The following is a 19198-nucleotide window of genomic DNA, read 5'->3' on the forward strand; positions in this document are numbered from 1 at the left end:
ACCTTGAATATCATCATCTTTAACATAGGATAAATTGTATTAGTCGCGACTAATACAATTTACGTGATTCTGGAATTGCTGCTCTTAAGCAACGCTAACATTAATTAGGCAAATGTCCCCTTGCCAATCGTGACATCTGCCCACGCTGTTGCGATAGCCACTTTCGCTTGACTCTCCAGCCCCTCAATAAAACCATTATCACCGACTGTCGGCGCAAAACTACTCATTGCCTGAATCAAAGAATCCACCACATTATCTGACAGTGCCGTAAATTCACGCTCCCCTAATGAGTTCTTATCACCTATCCGAGTCACCAATTTGGCACGATTGCCATTAAAGTAATCATCAAATGTCACCGAACCTACTGATTCAAATAGCCCCTGAGCGGTGTTGTCCCGAGTTTGGCGCTTCACTGACAGCACCAGATCATACCCACTACGCTGCAACCACAGGTTTCTCCAGTCAACACCATTAAGCAATATCATGTCTTCTGCGCTGATATCATTGACTGATGTATCAATCACCTCTCCGCTAACCACAAAACTGTCCGCACCCAAACCACCCCGGAAGCGGTTCTGGTACCCGCCAAGCACCAGCAAATCCTGACCTTCACCGCCATCAAATTCACTGAACTTCGAAATCGCCGCGGCTACTAAGTGATCATCACCTTTCCCACCGTTGATTACCGCATGGTAGCCCATCAGTTTTATCGCATCGTTGCCGGAATAGCCGTCGATCCGGTTGTCATTGCCAAATACTCGGGCAAAATCATTGCCTCCACCCAATTCAACCTGGTTATTATTGCCGATGGCGACAACGTAATCCTGACCTTCTCCGCTATCTACCCGGTTATAGTTGCCGGAGATAGTGACGTAATCCTGTCCGTTACCAGCATCAATAAAACCGCCTTCACCAAAGACAAACGCCTGATCATTGCCTTCACCCATAAACACATGGTTAATGCGCCCAACCATTACCGCGGTATCATCGCCATTACCGCCAAACATCCAGTTTTCACGTCCCATCAGGACGCCCAAATCATCTCCTTCACCGCCGGTAAAGATGTTGGAAGTACCAATTGAATAATAAACATCATCACCGCGACCACCCCAGAAGTTGTTGTTATCTCCCAGATAAGCGCCGAGATCTTTACCGTCGCCACCCCAATTGAAGTTATAGTTTCCCAACGATATATGGATATCGCCATCATCATGCAAATGACCACTGTTACGCAGGAAATCAAACGTTTTTTCCTCCATATTAAGCAAATCAACCGTCAGGTTTTCTTTCAAATGCGTGGCTAAGGACTTCATTTCTGTTTGCTTATCTTTACTGAATATCGTCGCAAACAGATTAGGCAGATTCAGTGAGTTAAAGCCAAATGCAGATTTAGCTTTATCATCCTCGGTCTGAGCACGCTTTCCATCAACGCTCACTGGAGATTCCGGTTTACGGTTTTCGTCAGGAACTTTCTCTTGCAAGCCATGATTTTCCGCAAACGATCTAATGCCATCCTCGCCCATATCAATGCCCGCTTTCAAACCATCAAGCAACTTCTCTAGATTTGTAAAAGCTTTCAGTTGATCCCCGCTAAATTCTCCAATCACTGCCAGCATCTCTTGCAGAATCGCTTCGCTATCAACCGGTTCTCCTGTACGGGAAACAATTTGCCCCTCTGCGGTGTAATTCACGCCAAAAATGTCCGCCAGGGTAGTCTCTGCATTTACACTTGCTAATCGGCCAAGCAGCTTATTCTTAAGCTGACGCGGCAAGTCTTGCGGATGATAGGTAAAAGTGGTCTTCGCCATACCCGTTGTCGAATATTGCTGAGTCATCAGACCAAACAACGAACCCAGGTTGGTATCCATAATCGACTGGATATGATCACCAAACATAAAATTCCAGTTACCGGCTGTTACCTGGATATCTGCTCCTTGACCACCGACAGCAAAGTTAAAAGCCAGCTTCTCATTAGCCTGACGGAATTTATTTGCTCGGCTCATTGTGCCCATATCTGTAACGTTGCTGGTTAACCATTGGTGATATTTTTTATTCAACGTCGCTTCAATATCTCGATTCAAACCGCGGCTACTGCGTTCATGCTGTGAATCCAGCTCAACCAACGTCTTGTAGTTCACACTGCTGGTTTGATCCAAACGGGACATATCTTGCACAAACTTGTTCGCACCGGCGATTGTCCACTGCTGATCTTGCGCGATTAACCAATCCTGTTCTTTGCCAGAGTAAGCAATATCTTGTAGTACGCCGGCAACATGCGCCACACCATCAAACGGGTTAACCAGTGGCGGCGTTGGAATGGATTTATCCATCATCACAATCAAGTCATTACTGCTGCCCTGATTGAAGCTCACGTTACGATTACCGATAAACATCTGCGCCCCTTCAAACGCTTGGTAACCACTGATATCGAAGCTATGTTTGCTGTCTCCATCACCGATATGGACCATCACATTATTGTCACCGAAGGCCAGTGATTTAAAGCCACCGCTACCCACTTTAATACCGACATTTGATGTTCCCCAATTGAGCGCAGTAAACTCCCCTTCACCCACATTAACCTGAATGTTGCCGGAGTAGCTAAACTGATTATTCGATTTATCGTTGGAGTCAATCTGAATAGTATTTTCACGTTTCTTTGGCGTAGTAAAAGGACGACGATAATCTGCAACTGCCCCTCTCGTCACTGCATCATCCCCGGTGTATCCCACCTTGGAAAGGGTGATATCACTTTCAGTAACACCGCGAATAACCCTTTCTGTACTGGTCGTCAATTCACCCTGTTTATTCCATTCGAATACAACTTTGTTATCAGGCAAGTTATTAACCCATTGGTTATTAGCATCACGGGTAAATTTACGGCCTGTTGTATCAATCGCTACTTCGCTACGGCGGGCGGAAACATTACTGCGAATACCTTGTTTATCTAACTCTGTGATAAAGCGATGGGCAAAACCATCCCGCTTGTCATCACTTATCAAAGAACAACCCACGATGCTGATATGGCTAGGTTTACCCGCTGGTTTAAGGTCGTGACTGAACTGCTTTAGTCTCACAACCAGTTGATCGGCAGTGTAACCACTCAGGCGAATGTTATTTTGCTCCGACGTATTACGGCCATGACCGACAATTTGCCAACGTAACTTACCGGATAATCTGGCTGGGTCGCCATAAACGACACGATATTTACCGTCAGCATCAAGTTGCACCACCACACTGGAATCTGGGTGTTTACCGGCCAGATTGGCTGCTGCTTTAGCAACGACCGGATCATCTTCCATTTGAATAATGACCTGATGACTAAAACGAGTCGTAAGCTCATCGGCTTGTGGTATGACAACCACCTGTTCCCAAGTTCCCGCATCTTTGTTTTTGATGATGCCACTTGATGACAATTTTTCCAGTGAAGAGCTCGCCGCATCACTATCAACCGGCACTTTAAGTATCAGCCGATTTGCTGCTGGATAAGAGAGGACTTTATCGATATTCGACTGCACAAAGCTGGCCGCTTGTTTAAAGTTGTTGCTCTCAACGTCAACCAGAACCTTCTTAGTTTGTTTACCTTGCTTAGCTGTCACTTCCAAGGTGATATCACCTTCTCGGTAATCAACTACACGCCCAGTGACGTTTGAACCTAAGTTAAATACCTTGCCTTGCTCTTTCAATGCGCGCAATACGTAGTTTTGTTCACCATCACGTGACGTTTTCCAAACGCCGTCATATTTCGCAATGGTTCCCTCTTCAAACTTATTAAATTGAACATAAAAGCTTTGGCCGGGTTCTTTACTTGCCTGAAATTTATAACTCGTTATAAACCCTTTATGAAACGTATCCATAAAGCGGCGAAAATCGTTATAGTTAGCAAACGATTTGCCGCCATAGTTAGGATCATAAAATGACCAAACTGTTTGATTGATTTTTTTATGTACCACAACGGACATAGCATGTTCTTCAGACATGAATGTCATATAAGTCGATTTTCTTACATGACGCAGCTTATCCATGACGGATTCATAGCCTTCCGCAGAGTAATTCAGTGCATTATTAATGTTCGGCCCGGCCAATCCATTAGCTTTCAATTTGCCGCCATAAGCAGCATTCGCTTTTTTATAGGCTTCAAGAGTAGAGTCATCCATAAATTGGCTGTACTGCATCGATAATAAATCTTCAATAACCACCCCAATATTTTGACGGCGATATTGAGTCAGCAAAGCGGATTCAATGGCGTTGATATCGGTTTTCTTATTGACTGATTTGTCGTTATAGGCTTTAACAGTGTCCTTCAACCACAACATATAAGCTTTACCACCCCCGGAGCCATGTACTCGCTCTTCCATTAAGTAACGGGCAGATAAAGCAAAACACAATCCTTTCATGAGCTTTTTAGATTCAGCGGTATCTCCTTTAGTCAAGAGCACACTGCCAATTTCTGGGATGATTCTGCTAACTTTTTCCAACACATTACCATCTTGGCTAAAATGGAATGAATAAGCCTCCAGCTCTTTTCCATGCGCGATAAAATCGAAAATTTTATTATCAATTTTTTGAAAAACATCCCCTTTTATTGCCCCACGATGTTGAGAAGATGTTGTTAGCAGATTTTTATCCAACAAGGATTGATTATTAACCTGCAATCGATTAATCATGTTTTCTGCATCTTTCAGTATGGTCAGATCTTCTTCTATCAATCCTGCACTAAATCGCCCATTTGCCTGTACGACAAACTCAGGGTTAACATGGCTGCTGGTTTCAACCATAGCCGTGGACTGATAAGCTTTTCCAGACAAACTACTGCCAAGCGCCCCCATACGCTGTGGCTTAGCATTGTCACTCTGCTTCGCGCTCTTCGCATCGGTTTGTGCCTGAATCACTTTCTCCTCAGCCACAGCAATATCGCGTTTGCCTCGATTTTCTGCCTCTAGATAAGCAATACTGGCATTACTTTTTGCTTTTTCTGCTTGCCGTTGTTGTAACAGGGCCTCTTTTTCTCTCAATTCCACTTTTTTATGAACGTCTATCATATCTTGTCGCACGCCAATACGATGCTGCTCACTTTTCGCTATACCTGCCTCCGATTGTGCAATCGCTTTTTTCACACTCTGTCGGTTATCGCTAATATTTTGCTGTACATTAACCAATGCTCTCTGTGCATTAGTTTTGGTGTTATCCAATTTACTCTGAACATTGTTTAAGAATCCGGCAGCAAATTGATTACGCCATTGATCACCAGATTTACCGTGGTAATTATCAAAGTCATTCAATGCATCCAGACCTTGAGTCATGGAGAACAGCTCATCTGTCACTGCTTGTGATTCTTCTTTTATCGCATCACGCTGCGCTTGCCCATTGGTGTTTAGCACCGCCTGATCCGTTGACTCCAATCGAGATTGTGTTTCTGCAATTGCTGCCAGTTGTTTCTCTTTCTCTTGTTCCAAGACGCGGCGATCTTCTCCAGCCTTATCTTTATCACTTAACGCGTTTTGCGCCGCTTTATCCTGTCTTACCTGTTCAATAACAGCCTTAGCTGGTCGTGAACTTTCAGATTTCGCAACAATATTATCGAGAACATAACCTACGCCATCATTTAAACCTGTACCTTTAAATGCAATTTGGTTACTACCGGTTTTCGCTGTCAACTCCAGCGTTTTGTTTTGCCATCCAGCAACATCTCCAGAAGTTGAGAATACCCGTTCCCCATTCCAGAAAACCTCCATGCCATTGTTGGTAAGATAAGCATTGTGACGATTGGCAAAATCAAAGCTCAATGAAATAACTTCTCCCTCGAACAAGTCTTGTAGATCCTGATAAATCGCGGTGTTTTTATCCGCATCAAGTTCACTAACCCGCTCTCCATGCCCCTCATTATCAAGACCGTAAGCACCGGCTGAGAGATATGCCTCAATACCATTAGTTGCCAGCCAGCCGTAATTACCTTGCTCAAAATTACCATTGATGATCAGATCGGCTTCCTGTTTCCGATCATCGCTTTCATCAATATTCAATGAATGATGGATATTTTCTAGCTCGGGCGTTTCTATCGCTGTTACAGAACTATTCAGACGACTGCTTAAATCTGAACTTACCGGCGCAATTTCATTCATCTTAAAACCATCAATCGCAGAAACTTCGGCTAAATTAATCGCCCCTCTGCCTTTATGCGTCCCAGATGTACTAGCCTCACCGCCCTCAACCAGATAGTTGATCGCCTGACTGCCCCCCACACCTAATGCTGTCTGTTTGATATGTTCAAAGAAGGAAGAGAGTTTGTTGCTTTGCGTATTGCTTTCTGCAACAGAGAAACTATAGAAATCACCGTTACCGATCTTAATCGCCACGTTATTACGTGCATACGAGGCATTCACCCCCAGACCATCACCAATATGAATATTGGCATTATTTTTACCTTTCATCACCGCAACATTCAGGCCATTTCCAACTTTAGTATTAACATTGAAATTACCCCATGCCACGTTAACGGAAACACCCTCACCCACTTTGGTATTCACATTCAGGTCGCCATGCGTCGCCGTTACATTTAAGCCATTCCCCACGGTGGTGGTGATATTCGCTTTGCCTTTCGCCGCGGTAACCTGCATGCCATCACCCGCTTTGGTGACAATATTCCCTTTACTCCACAAGGCATTAAAACTGTCACCGTTACCCACCTGAGTCACAATGTTAGCCTCACCTTTGGCAAGCACCACATTGCGCCCATCACCGACCTTGGTAATGACGTTGGCTTTACCCCAGGCGCCGGTGTAATCATCACCGTGACCAACATGAGTGATAATATTGACATCACCCTGAACGATCGTCACTTCTTGTCCATCACCCACTTTGGTTATGATGTTCGCTTTACCTTTCGCGAAGTTATAACGATCACCATGCCCCTTTTGCGTCAAGATATTAGCTTCACCCCAAACCGCATTGATACCGGCGCCATTCCCCACTTTGGTAATGATATTGGCTTTACCTTTAGCAAATCCCACTGTTGTGCCATCACCAACATGGGTCATGACATTCCCCACATTCGACACAAGCAAGCCGACAGTCGTCCCCTCTCCCACTTTGGTCAGAATATTACCTTCGCCAAGCAGTACGCCAGCAGTCACCGCGTTGCCTACATGAGTAATAACATTAGCTTTCGCCCCTGCGACAACCCCCATAAAATCATTACCGGTTTTGGTGACAACATTCGCTTCTCCTAACGCCAAAACACCGGTTAAACCATTGCCGACATGGGTCATGATATTGACCTGACCAAACATTGCCGCCAACGTTGTGCCATCACCGATTTTAGTCATTACGTTCAGTTCACCGGCAAACAAGCCAATACTGGAACCATTACCCACATGGGAATAGATATTAGCTTTACCTATCATCAAAGCAGTTGTCAGATCATTACCGATCTTAGTCAACACATTGGCGCCACCGATCATGGCGGCAAAGGTATTACCATCTCCCATATGGGTAAAAATATTGGCGCCACCCACCATTGCGGCTAACGTCATACCATTACCCGCCTTAGTCGCGACATTACCTTTTGCCAGCATCAGGGCGACACTATTCCCATCACCAATGTGGGTAAATACGTTGCCTGCGGCTATCATCAGCGCCAACGCATCACCATCACCCACTTTAGTAAAGATGTTTACCGCGCCTCCCATCAACGCCCATACATCACCCTTACCGACATGAGTAAAGAGGTTGCCTGCGCCAATCATGGCTGCAATCACAGCGCCATCCCCGACTCTGGTAAAGATATTGCCTGCCGCTCCCATCACCCCCACAGTCTGACCGCCACCGACATGGGTAAGTACATTACCTATCCCAAACAGAGTGCCGGTAGTATCGCCGTCTCCTATTTTTGTCAGGATGTTGGCGCCACCGAGCATCACACCTGTCGTATTTCCGTTACCAATGTGAGTCAGAACGTTTGCACCACCGCCCATCACTGCCAACACATTACCCGGCCCTTTCTTGGTAAGAACATTAGCGCCACCCAAGGCAATTGCCCTAGTATTCGACACTTCAGCATCATCACTGATATGCGTGATAATGTTAGCCCCGCCGAGCATACCGGAAACCAAATCACCGGTACCGAGCTTAGTCAGCACATTGGCGCCGCCCACCAATACCGAGGAGAGACTGCCATTTCCTTTTTGGGTCATGACATTAAAACCGCCCGCACCTAACCAGCTCGCTCTACCATTGCCTATCTGCGTGTGCGTGTTGTAGCCACCTAACATGAAAATCTGGCTGTTGCCATTGCCGTTGTGGATTGAAATATTGCCGACCGCCAGAAGATGTGCCAAATATCGTCCATCTCCGACACGGACGAAAACATTTGCCGCACCACCAGCATAAACATCCATATCTCCACGCTGACTTTGATGAACAACGACATTTGCCAGACCTGTGCCACGGAATGTCAACTTACCCTCTTCCCCCTTTTTTACAACGACGTTCGCAGCACCCGCTCCTTCAAAATTGACATTGCCATAGGTGACGCTGGATGTAATAACATTTCCGCCGCCAGCGCCATTGAATTGAATATCACCGGAGCTGTCACCACTGTTAGTAGATGAGTTCACCAGTGCTTGCTGACGGTATTCTTCGGTATGTGCCAACCGATCAGAACCATACCGCATCGTTGCATTAAGGCTATATTGAAGCTGACTTAACACACAACTACCTGCACTTATCGAGTGATAACCGTTTGCGGATGAAATATCTTCATCAGCCAGATTGCCGGTATGATCACCCGCTTTGAACCACGCGTTGACAAGGTATTTGAGTTCCTGCGTGATAGGATCATTTCCCAGTTCAACCACCACCACTCTCGTGTATGATTCTAGATATTTAGCATATACATAAGTATTCGGTTGACGGTTCGATCTCACCGCGGAAACATCAAACTTCTGACAATTGGCAGAGATCGCATGCCCTCCCATCTTTGCATCAGAGAGGGTGATATCTTCCGCTTTGACCGCTGTCCCACCCGCATAAATAACCCATTCATTTTCAGACAAACCTTCTTCAACGGCATGGATAGTTACCGGTTGATGATGTTCAACCATTAAATTGAAAAGTCGGTAAGCATCATTGATGTTGATATTGACAAATCCATTACCGGAAGAAATCTCCGTTGAAGCGAGGCCATTGAGGTGATTACCCTCTTTATACCAGGAGGTAGCGTAATAATTGAGCTTGCCGGTTTCGGGATCATTTTGGAGCTGAATTTTGCTGATTTTCGTATACATTTCGTCAGCAAAGGCAAAGAGATAAGTATCAGGTTCAGTGGTTGATTTAATACCTGTCACTTGCCGGGCTTCTTGAATCCAAGTTCCGCCCATCGTCGCTGTAGTTAATACAATATCTTTAGCCTTAGCATATTCCAGCGCCTCATCACGGAGACTATTATTGACACCTATTCTTGATATTTGGTTGTAGGCTCCAACACCGGAGAAATTAATATTGCCATGCGCAATATTAGAATAAATCTTGTTATAACCACCTGCCCCCTCGAAAGAAATATCACCACGGGTCTGTACGTAAACATCTTCCTTTTGGCGAATACGCTTAATTCGGTTCAATGCCCCTGCACCACTCAGGGTAATATCACCTTCTTTACCTTTACGTACAATGTGATTATCAACCCCGGCACCTTCGAAAACAATATTACCGAACTCTGTCCGCGAGCTAATACTATTTGCCGCACCTGCGCCATTAAATGTGACATCGCCACGGCTTCCGTGGTAATTATCGTACCAAGTGCGGTCAATTTTGTTACCCGCTCCAGCGCCATCAAAGAATAAATCGCCCTGATTGGTTCCGTGCCATAATTTATTGTAGCCGCCAGAACCATTGAAGCTCATATCACCCGTTAGACCGTCACGGTTCATTTCGTTATAAATGGCCGCACCGGTAAAATCCAGATCACCGTGATGACCGGTGTGATCCATAACAACGCCACCCGCAGCGCCAGAAAATGAAATATCACCATCACCATCTTTATCAATATCGGTGTAACCCGCACCACCTCTTACTATCAAATCACCTGTGGAATCCACAATGGATAAATATGCCGCACCACCGACTACCGTGTCATTACCTGTACCGGTATAAACTTTGGCGGCAATCGACCCCAGAGCAATATGGTCATTTCCTCCGCGGGCATAGATATAGCCACCAAATCCAATGGCATCAATGTCATTATCATTGTCATCAGCGAAATAATTCCCGGTAAAGAAATATTCCGCACTCCTGCTTGATGATTTCCCCATAAACAATCCCTTAGTTTAATAGAAGTTAAAACCGTACTCGACGGATATAATGGTTAGGTTGAATGTCTCATTTTTTTGGCAATACAAATCCTTTAGCCTCTTCATGATAAAAAGAGACCAAATAACAGATTGTTAGCAACGTTAAAGCGGTGATCACGGGATATGATCATTTCGAAAAAAACAGATATTCCGGCTCAACGATTAAGCTTTATTTAAAATACTGAATGCAGGAAAATGCTACTCCACCATTATTTCACTCATCCGGCAATTTCGTTCTTAGCACACGGAATATAAGGTAAGCAGCTCTCCTGCTGATATGCAGATTAGAGAGAATTTGTACAAATCCTTTATACATAGTTTTACTCAAAAGACAATTTATTCATAAAAAACGCACCATAAAACTTTAAAACCAAAAAATACCTAAACTGATGTATAGACAAATACTTTCAAATAAAAAAGCCAAAATTAAAAAACAATATTTAACCCAGAAAACCTCTTTCTTTCACATAAGATATAACGTTTCACTAATTATGATCAATTATTTATTTTTTCTTTATTAAAATACCAAAAATATATTTTTACGAATAACATTAATTACATACATATAATATATTATTAATATAATAACAATTTGAAATAATTAATATAGATTCTATTTAATGTAAACCTGCCACCTACCATGACGTTAAAAAATGCCCAGTTCACATTTGACTGGGCATTAATCTAGAAAAAAGAGATTAAAGAAGGAGAATGATTTTTCTTAATTCTATAGAAAAATCATGAGAATACTCCATGCTCCAGACGTTCGATAAGGTCTAACACTTCAAGTGCGCCACTTTCAGTTGCAATAAGAGATATTGGAGTAACTCCACCAAGCCCTTTCACAGGACTTTTTAACCATGTCCATGCTTCATTCTTATTTCCGCCAAAAAGTTGTACTGCGGCATCAAACACACGAATCAATCGTGCAACACGCTCACTCTCTTCGGCAGAAAGAACACAACCTGCATTTTTTCGGCAGGCAACGTTTCGCTCTTTATATTTGTATTTGTCAAAGTTGTACATATGACACCTTAGTTAATCTGATAATAATGACCGCTATAGCTCAGATACCACAAATTACGAACTTGGAAGCTTGCAAGATATAGAAACAATCGTACAGTATGTTGTACGATCAATGGGTGTTTCGTTGTATTTTTCAGGTTATTTCTTGGCATAGGTAGGATAAATGAAAGAGTTAACTTACTCAGAAGCAAAAAAAATCTTTCTAAAACGATGATAAATGCTGTGAACGATTGTAGCCCAGTGATTATCACTCGTGAAAATGGCGAAAATCGCGTACTTATGTCATTAACTGATTTCGAATCTTTGCAAGAAACAGCTTATTTGATGAGATCGCCAACCAACGCGAATCGCCTTATGGAATCTATCTCTCAATTAAGAACCAACAAAGGGAAGGACAAGGAATTGGATTTAAGCTGATGAACCAGCTCAACTTATTGATGTTCAGTACAGAGCCGGGAAAACTCCCGGCTCTGACTGTTAACGAGGTTTTGGATAAAACGGTACGTTATCAACAATCCGATCTTATCCAGTAAGCTATTGATACTCGACCATCATATAATTCACTCTCTCAGGCGCCGATTTATCCATGATTCATTTTACCTTTTACTGCTGTGGCAAACGGTTTACCACCATCTAACGCAGTGTAGTGGAGATGAATCTGAATATCTTTCAACTGCGATGTGTAGAGGTTGGGAACCAAGACATCAATCACAGACTGATCGGGGAATTCCAATGTCCAGGTTGAAACGGCGCCTGTTCCTTCGAAAGGCAGATAGCGATCATCATCAAACATCAGGGTGCATAACCAGTTCTCTTTAGCGACACCACCATCATCTTTTTCATTTAAAGAAGAGAGGGCAATTTGCTGTTGAGCACGCAGATTCTTCACAATATTTTTATCGCTTCCGCTATTTCTGGCTGGGTTATAAAGCCAGGTTACCCCATCAATATCGGTATTGGTTAAAGTATAACTGCTGGTTTGTGTCAGGGTGGCGCTAATCTCCGTCGGTAACGCAGGGTAAGGACTGGATATGTTTAGTAATATCGAAACGGAAATGCGCTTAACCTGGCGTAGATAATGTCCGGGATAATTCGTGTCGAATAATTTAGAATCCAGCGTAAAACTCACCGCCTTTTTATTAATGATTTGAGTTTTTAACCCATTGTCTGACAGCAATTTACTGAGCGAGATGGTTTTATTGATATTCAAACGGCGTTCATTGCGTTGTAACCAAGCGCTTTCCATTTGTAATAGATCAAGCTGCAAAGATTCCCCTGCCAGCAAACCCTGGTAAGAATCATTCCACGCCGAGGTTTTGATAAAACCTTGCCGCTGATAATCCCCGACTTCATACCGCCAGCTTCTTTCCGCCATCAAACACATGGAAAGGGCGGCGTCATAGGCTGGCGCATACAGTGCTGCGAGACGCCCCATCAGCCACTTATAGGTTGGGACAACCAGAAAGCCGGATGTTATAAACTCATACAGATCACGGGCAGCGGATTGTTGCGCCTGAGCTTCTTGCAGGGCGGTTTGAGAGCTTTTGATGAGCAATTCCTGCTCTTTTAATTGCATCTCAATGATATTGATTTCACTTTGGGCTTGTTTGTACTCAATTTCCCATTCCTGGCGACGGCGTTGATATTCTGCTCCGTCTTGCAACCTGTCAGCAACATTGCCTAATGCATCAGAAAAAAGGTCGGCAACGATAGCTGCGTTTTTGACAGACGCTTCGAGCTTTGCTCCCCCAACTGCCAGACCATAAATATTGGGTATGGTTTCCAGTACCGCGCTGGCGACAAGGAAAGGAGCGGCCGACATTTTGTATATTCCTGATGCCACTTTCACGCCGAGGGCTGCTATCTCCAAAGCAGAAAGATTTTCTTCATATAGCGCGTGATAATGTTGGTAGCGCTCCTCTGCCATTTTTTTGCTGACTTCTAGTGTGGCTTTCCCCATTTGCGCAAGTTGCAAGGCTTGTTGTTGCAGTTCCACTGTAAAAGCAGATAACCGGAGCGCTTGCGATTGTACCAGCACGTCCTTTTCGGCATCAACTTCAGTTTCCATGATATGAAGTAACCGATGTCCCATTTCAATTAATTGTTTTACCGCGCTATTTGCGCTTTTTAACATCAATGGGAAGCGATAAGGGGGGATCTGCTGCTGCATATTGTTCAGCCCGCTGGTGAGATAGCCTGCGTTTCTTTGCGTCAAGCTCTCTGCACTCGCGGCACTAGCATAAAGTGGCAACGGTTGTACTTTGCCATCCAGTGTTAGGCCATGACGCAAGTTATAGAGCCGAGTGTTCAACGTTTTTTGAAATTCAATCAGTTTTTCATTGAACGGGGATTTAAATAAATTTTCAGCCGCACGTACCTTGGGTTTCAATTTTGCTTTGACCTTTTCCAAGGTCTCCGGGCGCCAATGACTGGCATCTAAACCCTCCGGTAATATGCCGAGCAATTGCAAAGCCTGTTGATAACATAAACCAGCCTCATTCAAGCTATCTCTGGTTAGCTGTCTGTAGAGGTTATCGCCTTCTTGTATCCACAAACTGATTAAGAAATGGAACAGAGCTTTCTGATAATAGACGGGCTGGCTGTAGGCAATAGTATCAGGATCGGCCGCTCTCATTGTTGGAGGAAGATCATTGCCATTTTCGACAATGGAGCGGGAATTCCACATTCGAATGTTGTTATAAGGGTTAAACAGGTGATTGATAAACCATCGGCGTGCATCATAAAAACGCTGCTCTTCACAAAGTCGGGAAGAGATTAGGAAAGGAAGATGGAAAAACAGTTCCCAGAAATATTGCCCGTTAGCGCCATTAAAATCGACTTTTGTCGGTGAAGTTTCGTTATCCAACGCAGGCTCCAGCAAGGATTGTGTTTCCCAAGCCAGTACCTTGTCAATGGATTGCGTAGCCCGTGCGACCAGTTGTTTGCCAAATAATGTGTTCAATCTAATGGCGGTGGATTTGAATTTCAGGTTGATTATATCCAGATATTGAACTTGCTTTGTATTTCTTTTCAACGTAATGGCAGGAATTTTATCACTTTCTTCGATAGTAAGTTCATATATATTCTCAACAATTTGTGGTTTATTTCCTGGCTCAATTAATTTTGCGGTTAAACTAAAAGAATAAGTATTGATATTTGGCTTAAGATTAAAAATGATATCTTGTATTACCGCATGACCATCTAGTGGTAATTTTTGGTTGGCGTATTGTTCACCTTGTGGATATGTTTTGAAGATCAGCTCAGATGATAAATATTCCCAACCATCTTGGATCTTGTATATCTCTTTACGTAAGGAAATATTCTCTCCCTCAATGGAGAGGGACAGGTTTTTATCACTGAGATTCCATTGTGTACTGGCCTGAAACGCAGCACTACTGATCCATGAAAAATCGTGGCTTTTGGTAATTTTATTATCTTTCCATTCAGAAGGTAATAACTTGAAAAGTTGTGTTTCATCATAGCTGATAATAAAAACATCCGTTGGCGCATCTCCTCTGGCCCACTCAAAATTAAACGTTTTTATTGCCGTATCACTGGCAGGAATTTCGACTTGCATTTGAATGTTCTTAGTATTGATTCCCCAAAAAAGTTCTTTGGAGGGGAACTTGTTAGGGCTTGATGATGCTAACTGATAGCGTTTAACCAATGTGTTTCTGCCAGTTAGCAGAAGATTGGTCCCGCCACTTCCTACTTTGCCCTCTAATTGCAAAAAAGAAGATTTATGCGGTTTAATACCATCATAACTATTCTTCGTTTCCTCCTCGGCTTCTTTTATGGTGAGAAACTTCGCGGTACCTGCATAGTGATGTTGTAATGTGTCTGGATTGCTGAAAAACTTATACCACATCGTAACAAGTGTTTTTTCATTCTCCTGAGTCAAGGACTTCTTATCCACCAATAATAAATCACGCAATTCAAAGTAATAATCTTTGTTTTTCTCCCATTTGCCGCTGTCTTTATTTTCGGAGTCGTACAATAAAACCCCCATCCATTGGTCTCCGTCCACTTGTAGTTGTACATCCACCATAGCGATCAACCCAGGTTTATATTTTTCATCCTTCAAGTAAGGGTTATCTCCATCGGGAACGCGCTTATTATCTTTTGTCGGATATTCACCGTTGGCATCTTTACCATCCAAGCGGAGTAATAGATTGGGCGCGCTCCATTCACCACTGCTTTGTTTGAAGGTAAATTTCACATTGATAGCGCGATAATCGGTGGGTTTCTGATCTACACCCATCAATGGCGTTGCTTCACGCTCAACCCAGATTGCATATTGGCGGCCAGAAATCACGATTGGCCGCATTGCCAGCATGGTCCCGGATAAAGACAGCGTGATTTTTTCCCATTCACTCCACGCCAGTGGGCTAATGACATCGGTGTTATCACGCAGCTTAATATCCAGTGTGCGCCAGTAATACTCTATAGGTTCGGCATTACTTTTACCGATAAAGTGATAGCGATCGTTTTTGGGGTCAGTACCGTCGATATAGCCGCACATCAATTGCAGATTGCTGATCCGTTCAAATTCGGCCAGATAACGCAGAATGGCTGTTTGAATCATATTGTTGTTCAAACGTGATTGACCCAAATCGTTTTCCAGCGTGGTAAAGGCGCTGGTTTTACGCAGCCTGCTGGCGGGGGAGATAAAGTTTTCCGGGAAGTTTCTTTGCCTTTGCCAAGCTTGCCAACGGTTATATTGATTCAGAAAGTTCTCCCAGAACTGGGTTCGTTCATCACTGATGATTTGTCCCTCATAGCCGGTTTCCATCCGGGAAAAGAGACGAAACAGATAGCGTTGTAAGCTGGCAATGCAAAAAGCCACTCTACTGGTATCGACTTCTTTAGCCACCAATATATCGGTCAGGAAATAGTTTGAAAGATCTTCAACGGTCGTGATATCCGATGAAGCATCGCTGGAAGGCGCCCAGCGCCGTAGCAGATATTCAGCCATTGCATCGCGCCAACGTTCATTGAGTGAACCGCCTAGCTTGGATTGTACTTCGGAAGAGGTGGCGGCAAATAAGGCGCTGCTGACTTGATACCAATGATCATAGCTGGATGTTGTGGTCAATTTGGCGATATCCAGTAATGGCTGGGCAGATATTTCACTCTTTTCGGCTAGTGCTTTTAGACGCATGACGGTACTAACGTCAACGACATTCTGTGCCACTTTCAGGTTAAAATCGCTGGTTATTCTCAGAATTTCTTGACTTGACCAGCCAATTAATTCGGCCAGATTTTTGGCTGCTTGTTCAGCACTCCAAACCGTGGCGTCAGACGGTTGTTGCCCAATTTGACCGACTTGATACAGATAGTAGATTACATCAACTTCCGTTTTATTGGCGGGTAACAAATTCAGCCAATCACTATAACGGCTCAGGCGATGGAGGAAAGTCAAATCAAGGGGGCGAAGTTGGTTATCTTTCTGGAGATTGAACCAAGCAGGGTAATTCACTAATGCTATAACGCTTGTATCTTTCAGCTTGAATAGCTTGCAAATCTCAGCATAACGGTTGAGATCGTACCATGTAGTCAGCGCTTGCTCTGTTTGTTGTTGAGAACCGGAACGACGAGCCAATACAATGGTCTTCCTCAAAAAGTTAACGTTGCTATTTCCCGTCCATCGCAATAGTGGCAGCGCAAGTGAATCCTCAATATCAAAGACATGGGCGATAGCATTAATTATCAGATCCTGTTGGGCAATAAAGGCGTTGCCTATCAAGGTCGTTAACTTTTGTGTCCAGGTATCCCCTTGTTGTTGCCATTTATCATCTTGCGCTAATTTTTTAAGAATTTCGCTGACTTTGCCGCTTAAGGCTTTTTGATCATCGTTTGAAACGACTTGAACCAAAACAACACCTAATTCTCCTATCAGTTGATTAAGCTCATTCATCCACTGGATCGGCGTCTTCTTCGCCTGAAAGTCTTGCATAACAGCGGCAATTTTATCTTCGCTCAGCAGCGCATCGCTAGCATCGGGGATGACAGTTCTGACTTTGTTAATCCAATCAATATTTTCAATATCAACAGTCTCATTGCCGTCAGTTCGATAAGGGGTGAGTAACGTGTTCAGCGACAGGGGAGATAAATTATGGCGCTGAATCCACTGTGCCGCATTCATGACCGCGATAAGTACATCAAGGATATCAATGGCCTTGGCATCTTGCGCCAATGTTGGAACACCCGCTAGCTGTTGCAGATAATTGTTATTATCACGGCTCAATATGACGAGTAGCCCCAAACCCTCTTTAACTGACATGCGTAACTGACGAGGCAATGCTACCAAGCGATACAGGGCGGAAACGACATTCAGTGAACACTGGGGTTTCTTCAGCCCCTGAACATACATCACGAGCGTTAGCAGAATTTGGCATGTTTCATCATCAATATTCAGTCCTTTACATAGCTGATTAACGACTAAAGCGTCTGGGCCTTCGGTCATCATCGGGTCAAATTCACGATTATCCAGCACAAGCACAGAGGAAGAGGATGCCTGTTTTGACAGCCCTTGGGCATTGAAAATCCTGTCAAAGAAGGAGAGTTGATTGCCGAGCGCATAAGGCGTTATCTGACCGATAAAGGCAGCAAACTGTTCTGCGGTCGTATTGTACTCTTGCCGGAAATGCAGAAAGACGCCCAATGTACGGATAGTTGCTTCTGTGATAACAAAACCAGTCTGTTTTTCTGCCTGTCGTGCGGTTGCCAGTAACAGATCCAGTTGCTCATAAGAGAGTTTCAGTGCTTTTTGTAGATGCAGGAAACGTTGGATACGGTCAAAGTTATCAGTACTGACGTCTGAGATTAGGATTACGCTTTTAGCGGTGTCTTTATTCTCGAATTTTTCCAGATAGAGAGCGGGAGCTTGACCCGCATTGATATAGGAAGCGGCATAGTTAGCACCGGAAGGAAACCGTTTATCCACATTGTCGGGTTTGATGACATTCGCGGAATAAGTGACGGTACTGTATATCTCGTCTTCTTCCTCTTTTGATATGCCATTAACGGCAAACAGGCGTTCAGCTTCTTGGGAACTTAGCCCGGTTTGTTGAGTAAACACCGTGAGGCGAGACAAAGAGAGCGCCGCCTCCGCTGCATCGCCTTTGAGACCGTAGTAGTTATCGAAGAAATCTTTTTGGTCTTTTTTTGATTTTTCCAACAGCAAAGCTTGCAGTTTTGGCGCCAAAGTACTGCTAACCATCATGGCCGTTTGCAGCGAATCCACGCTCAGGTTGTCATCTATAAAATTGGGGTATTTTCTGTCGGCTTGTTGAATAAGATCCAGTAATGAGATCTGCTTTTCGGCCAGTACGGTTATCGTTTGCTGGAGTGGAAAATGAAATGGCAACGAAAGTGGGTAATAAATATCGGCCAGTGAACCCGTCAAAGGTTGGTCGTTATTAAGATATGTTTTGATTTTTTCGGCAAGAATTTCAACAACAAGGGGTAATGATTGACTGGTTTGATTGAGATTTGCGCCATCAAGCAGTAATTTTTCAATATCTGGCCGTCGTTGGCTAAGAAGCCGGGCACTCTTCTTATCCGCATCTTCTTCAAACAAGCAGGATTGTTGATACAGATCGACCAAATAAGCCAAAGGGCCATCGTTGGCTTCAGGTAAACCGGGAAAACAATAGAGATCTTGGTTATCGTTAAATAGCGTTTTATAGCTAATTCGTGATTCTATTTTATTTGCCATAAGTAATTACCTTTTCAATAGAAAATAGGAATATTCATCAAACATCATGATGCTTAGATGTTTGATGAATAGAATTACACTATGGCCTATCACGGTGAATCATCCAGCC

At 43.8% G+C, this 19198-nt stretch carries 2 protein-coding genes and 2 pseudogenes; 1 reads left to right on the top strand and 3 read right to left on the bottom strand.

Annotated elements, in window-relative coordinates:
* Positions 1-104: 104 nt before the first annotated feature.
* Both rtxA and B0X70_RS16430 read right to left on the bottom strand, forming a co-directional pair.
* On the bottom strand, positions 105-10304 hold the full coding sequence (rtxA, locus tag B0X70_RS16425; protein ID WP_217469838.1) for an MARTX multifunctional-autoprocessing repeats-in-toxin holotoxin RtxA: 10200 nt from the start codon (positions 10302-10304) through the stop codon (positions 105-107).
* 777 nt (positions 10305-11081) lie between these two features.
* A pseudogene (locus B0X70_RS16430) lies at positions 11082-11339 on the bottom strand (antitoxin Xre/MbcA/ParS toxin-binding domain-containing protein); the annotation flags it as partial.
* A gap of 193 nt (positions 11340-11532) precedes the next feature.
* Between B0X70_RS16430 and B0X70_RS16435 the strand changes: the two are divergent.
* A pseudogene (locus B0X70_RS16435) lies at positions 11533-11786 on the top strand (type II toxin-antitoxin system prevent-host-death family antitoxin).
* Between the two features lie 163 nt (positions 11787-11949).
* Here B0X70_RS16435 and B0X70_RS16440 read toward each other — a convergent pair.
* A complete protein-coding gene (locus B0X70_RS16440) occupies positions 11950-19089 on the bottom strand; it encodes a Tc toxin subunit A-related protein (RefSeq protein ID WP_217469841.1) in 7140 nt (2379 codons plus the stop codon).
* Positions 19090-19198 lie beyond the last annotated feature (109 nt).

The sequence above is a fragment of the Photorhabdus akhurstii genome (genome assembly GCF_019090985.1).
In the GTDB taxonomy this organism is placed as follows: Bacteria; Pseudomonadota; Gammaproteobacteria; order Enterobacterales; family Enterobacteriaceae; genus Photorhabdus; species Photorhabdus akhurstii.

Excerpts from the sequence above, each read along its gene's own strand:
- B0X70_RS16440 (WP_217469841.1), bottom strand. The coding sequence starts at position 19,089 with ATGGCAAATAAAATAGAATCACGAATTAGCTATAAAACGCTATTTAAC.
- rtxA (WP_217469838.1), bottom strand. The coding sequence starts at position 10,304 with ATGGGGAAATCATCAAGCAGGAGTGCGGAATATTTCTTTACCGGGAAT.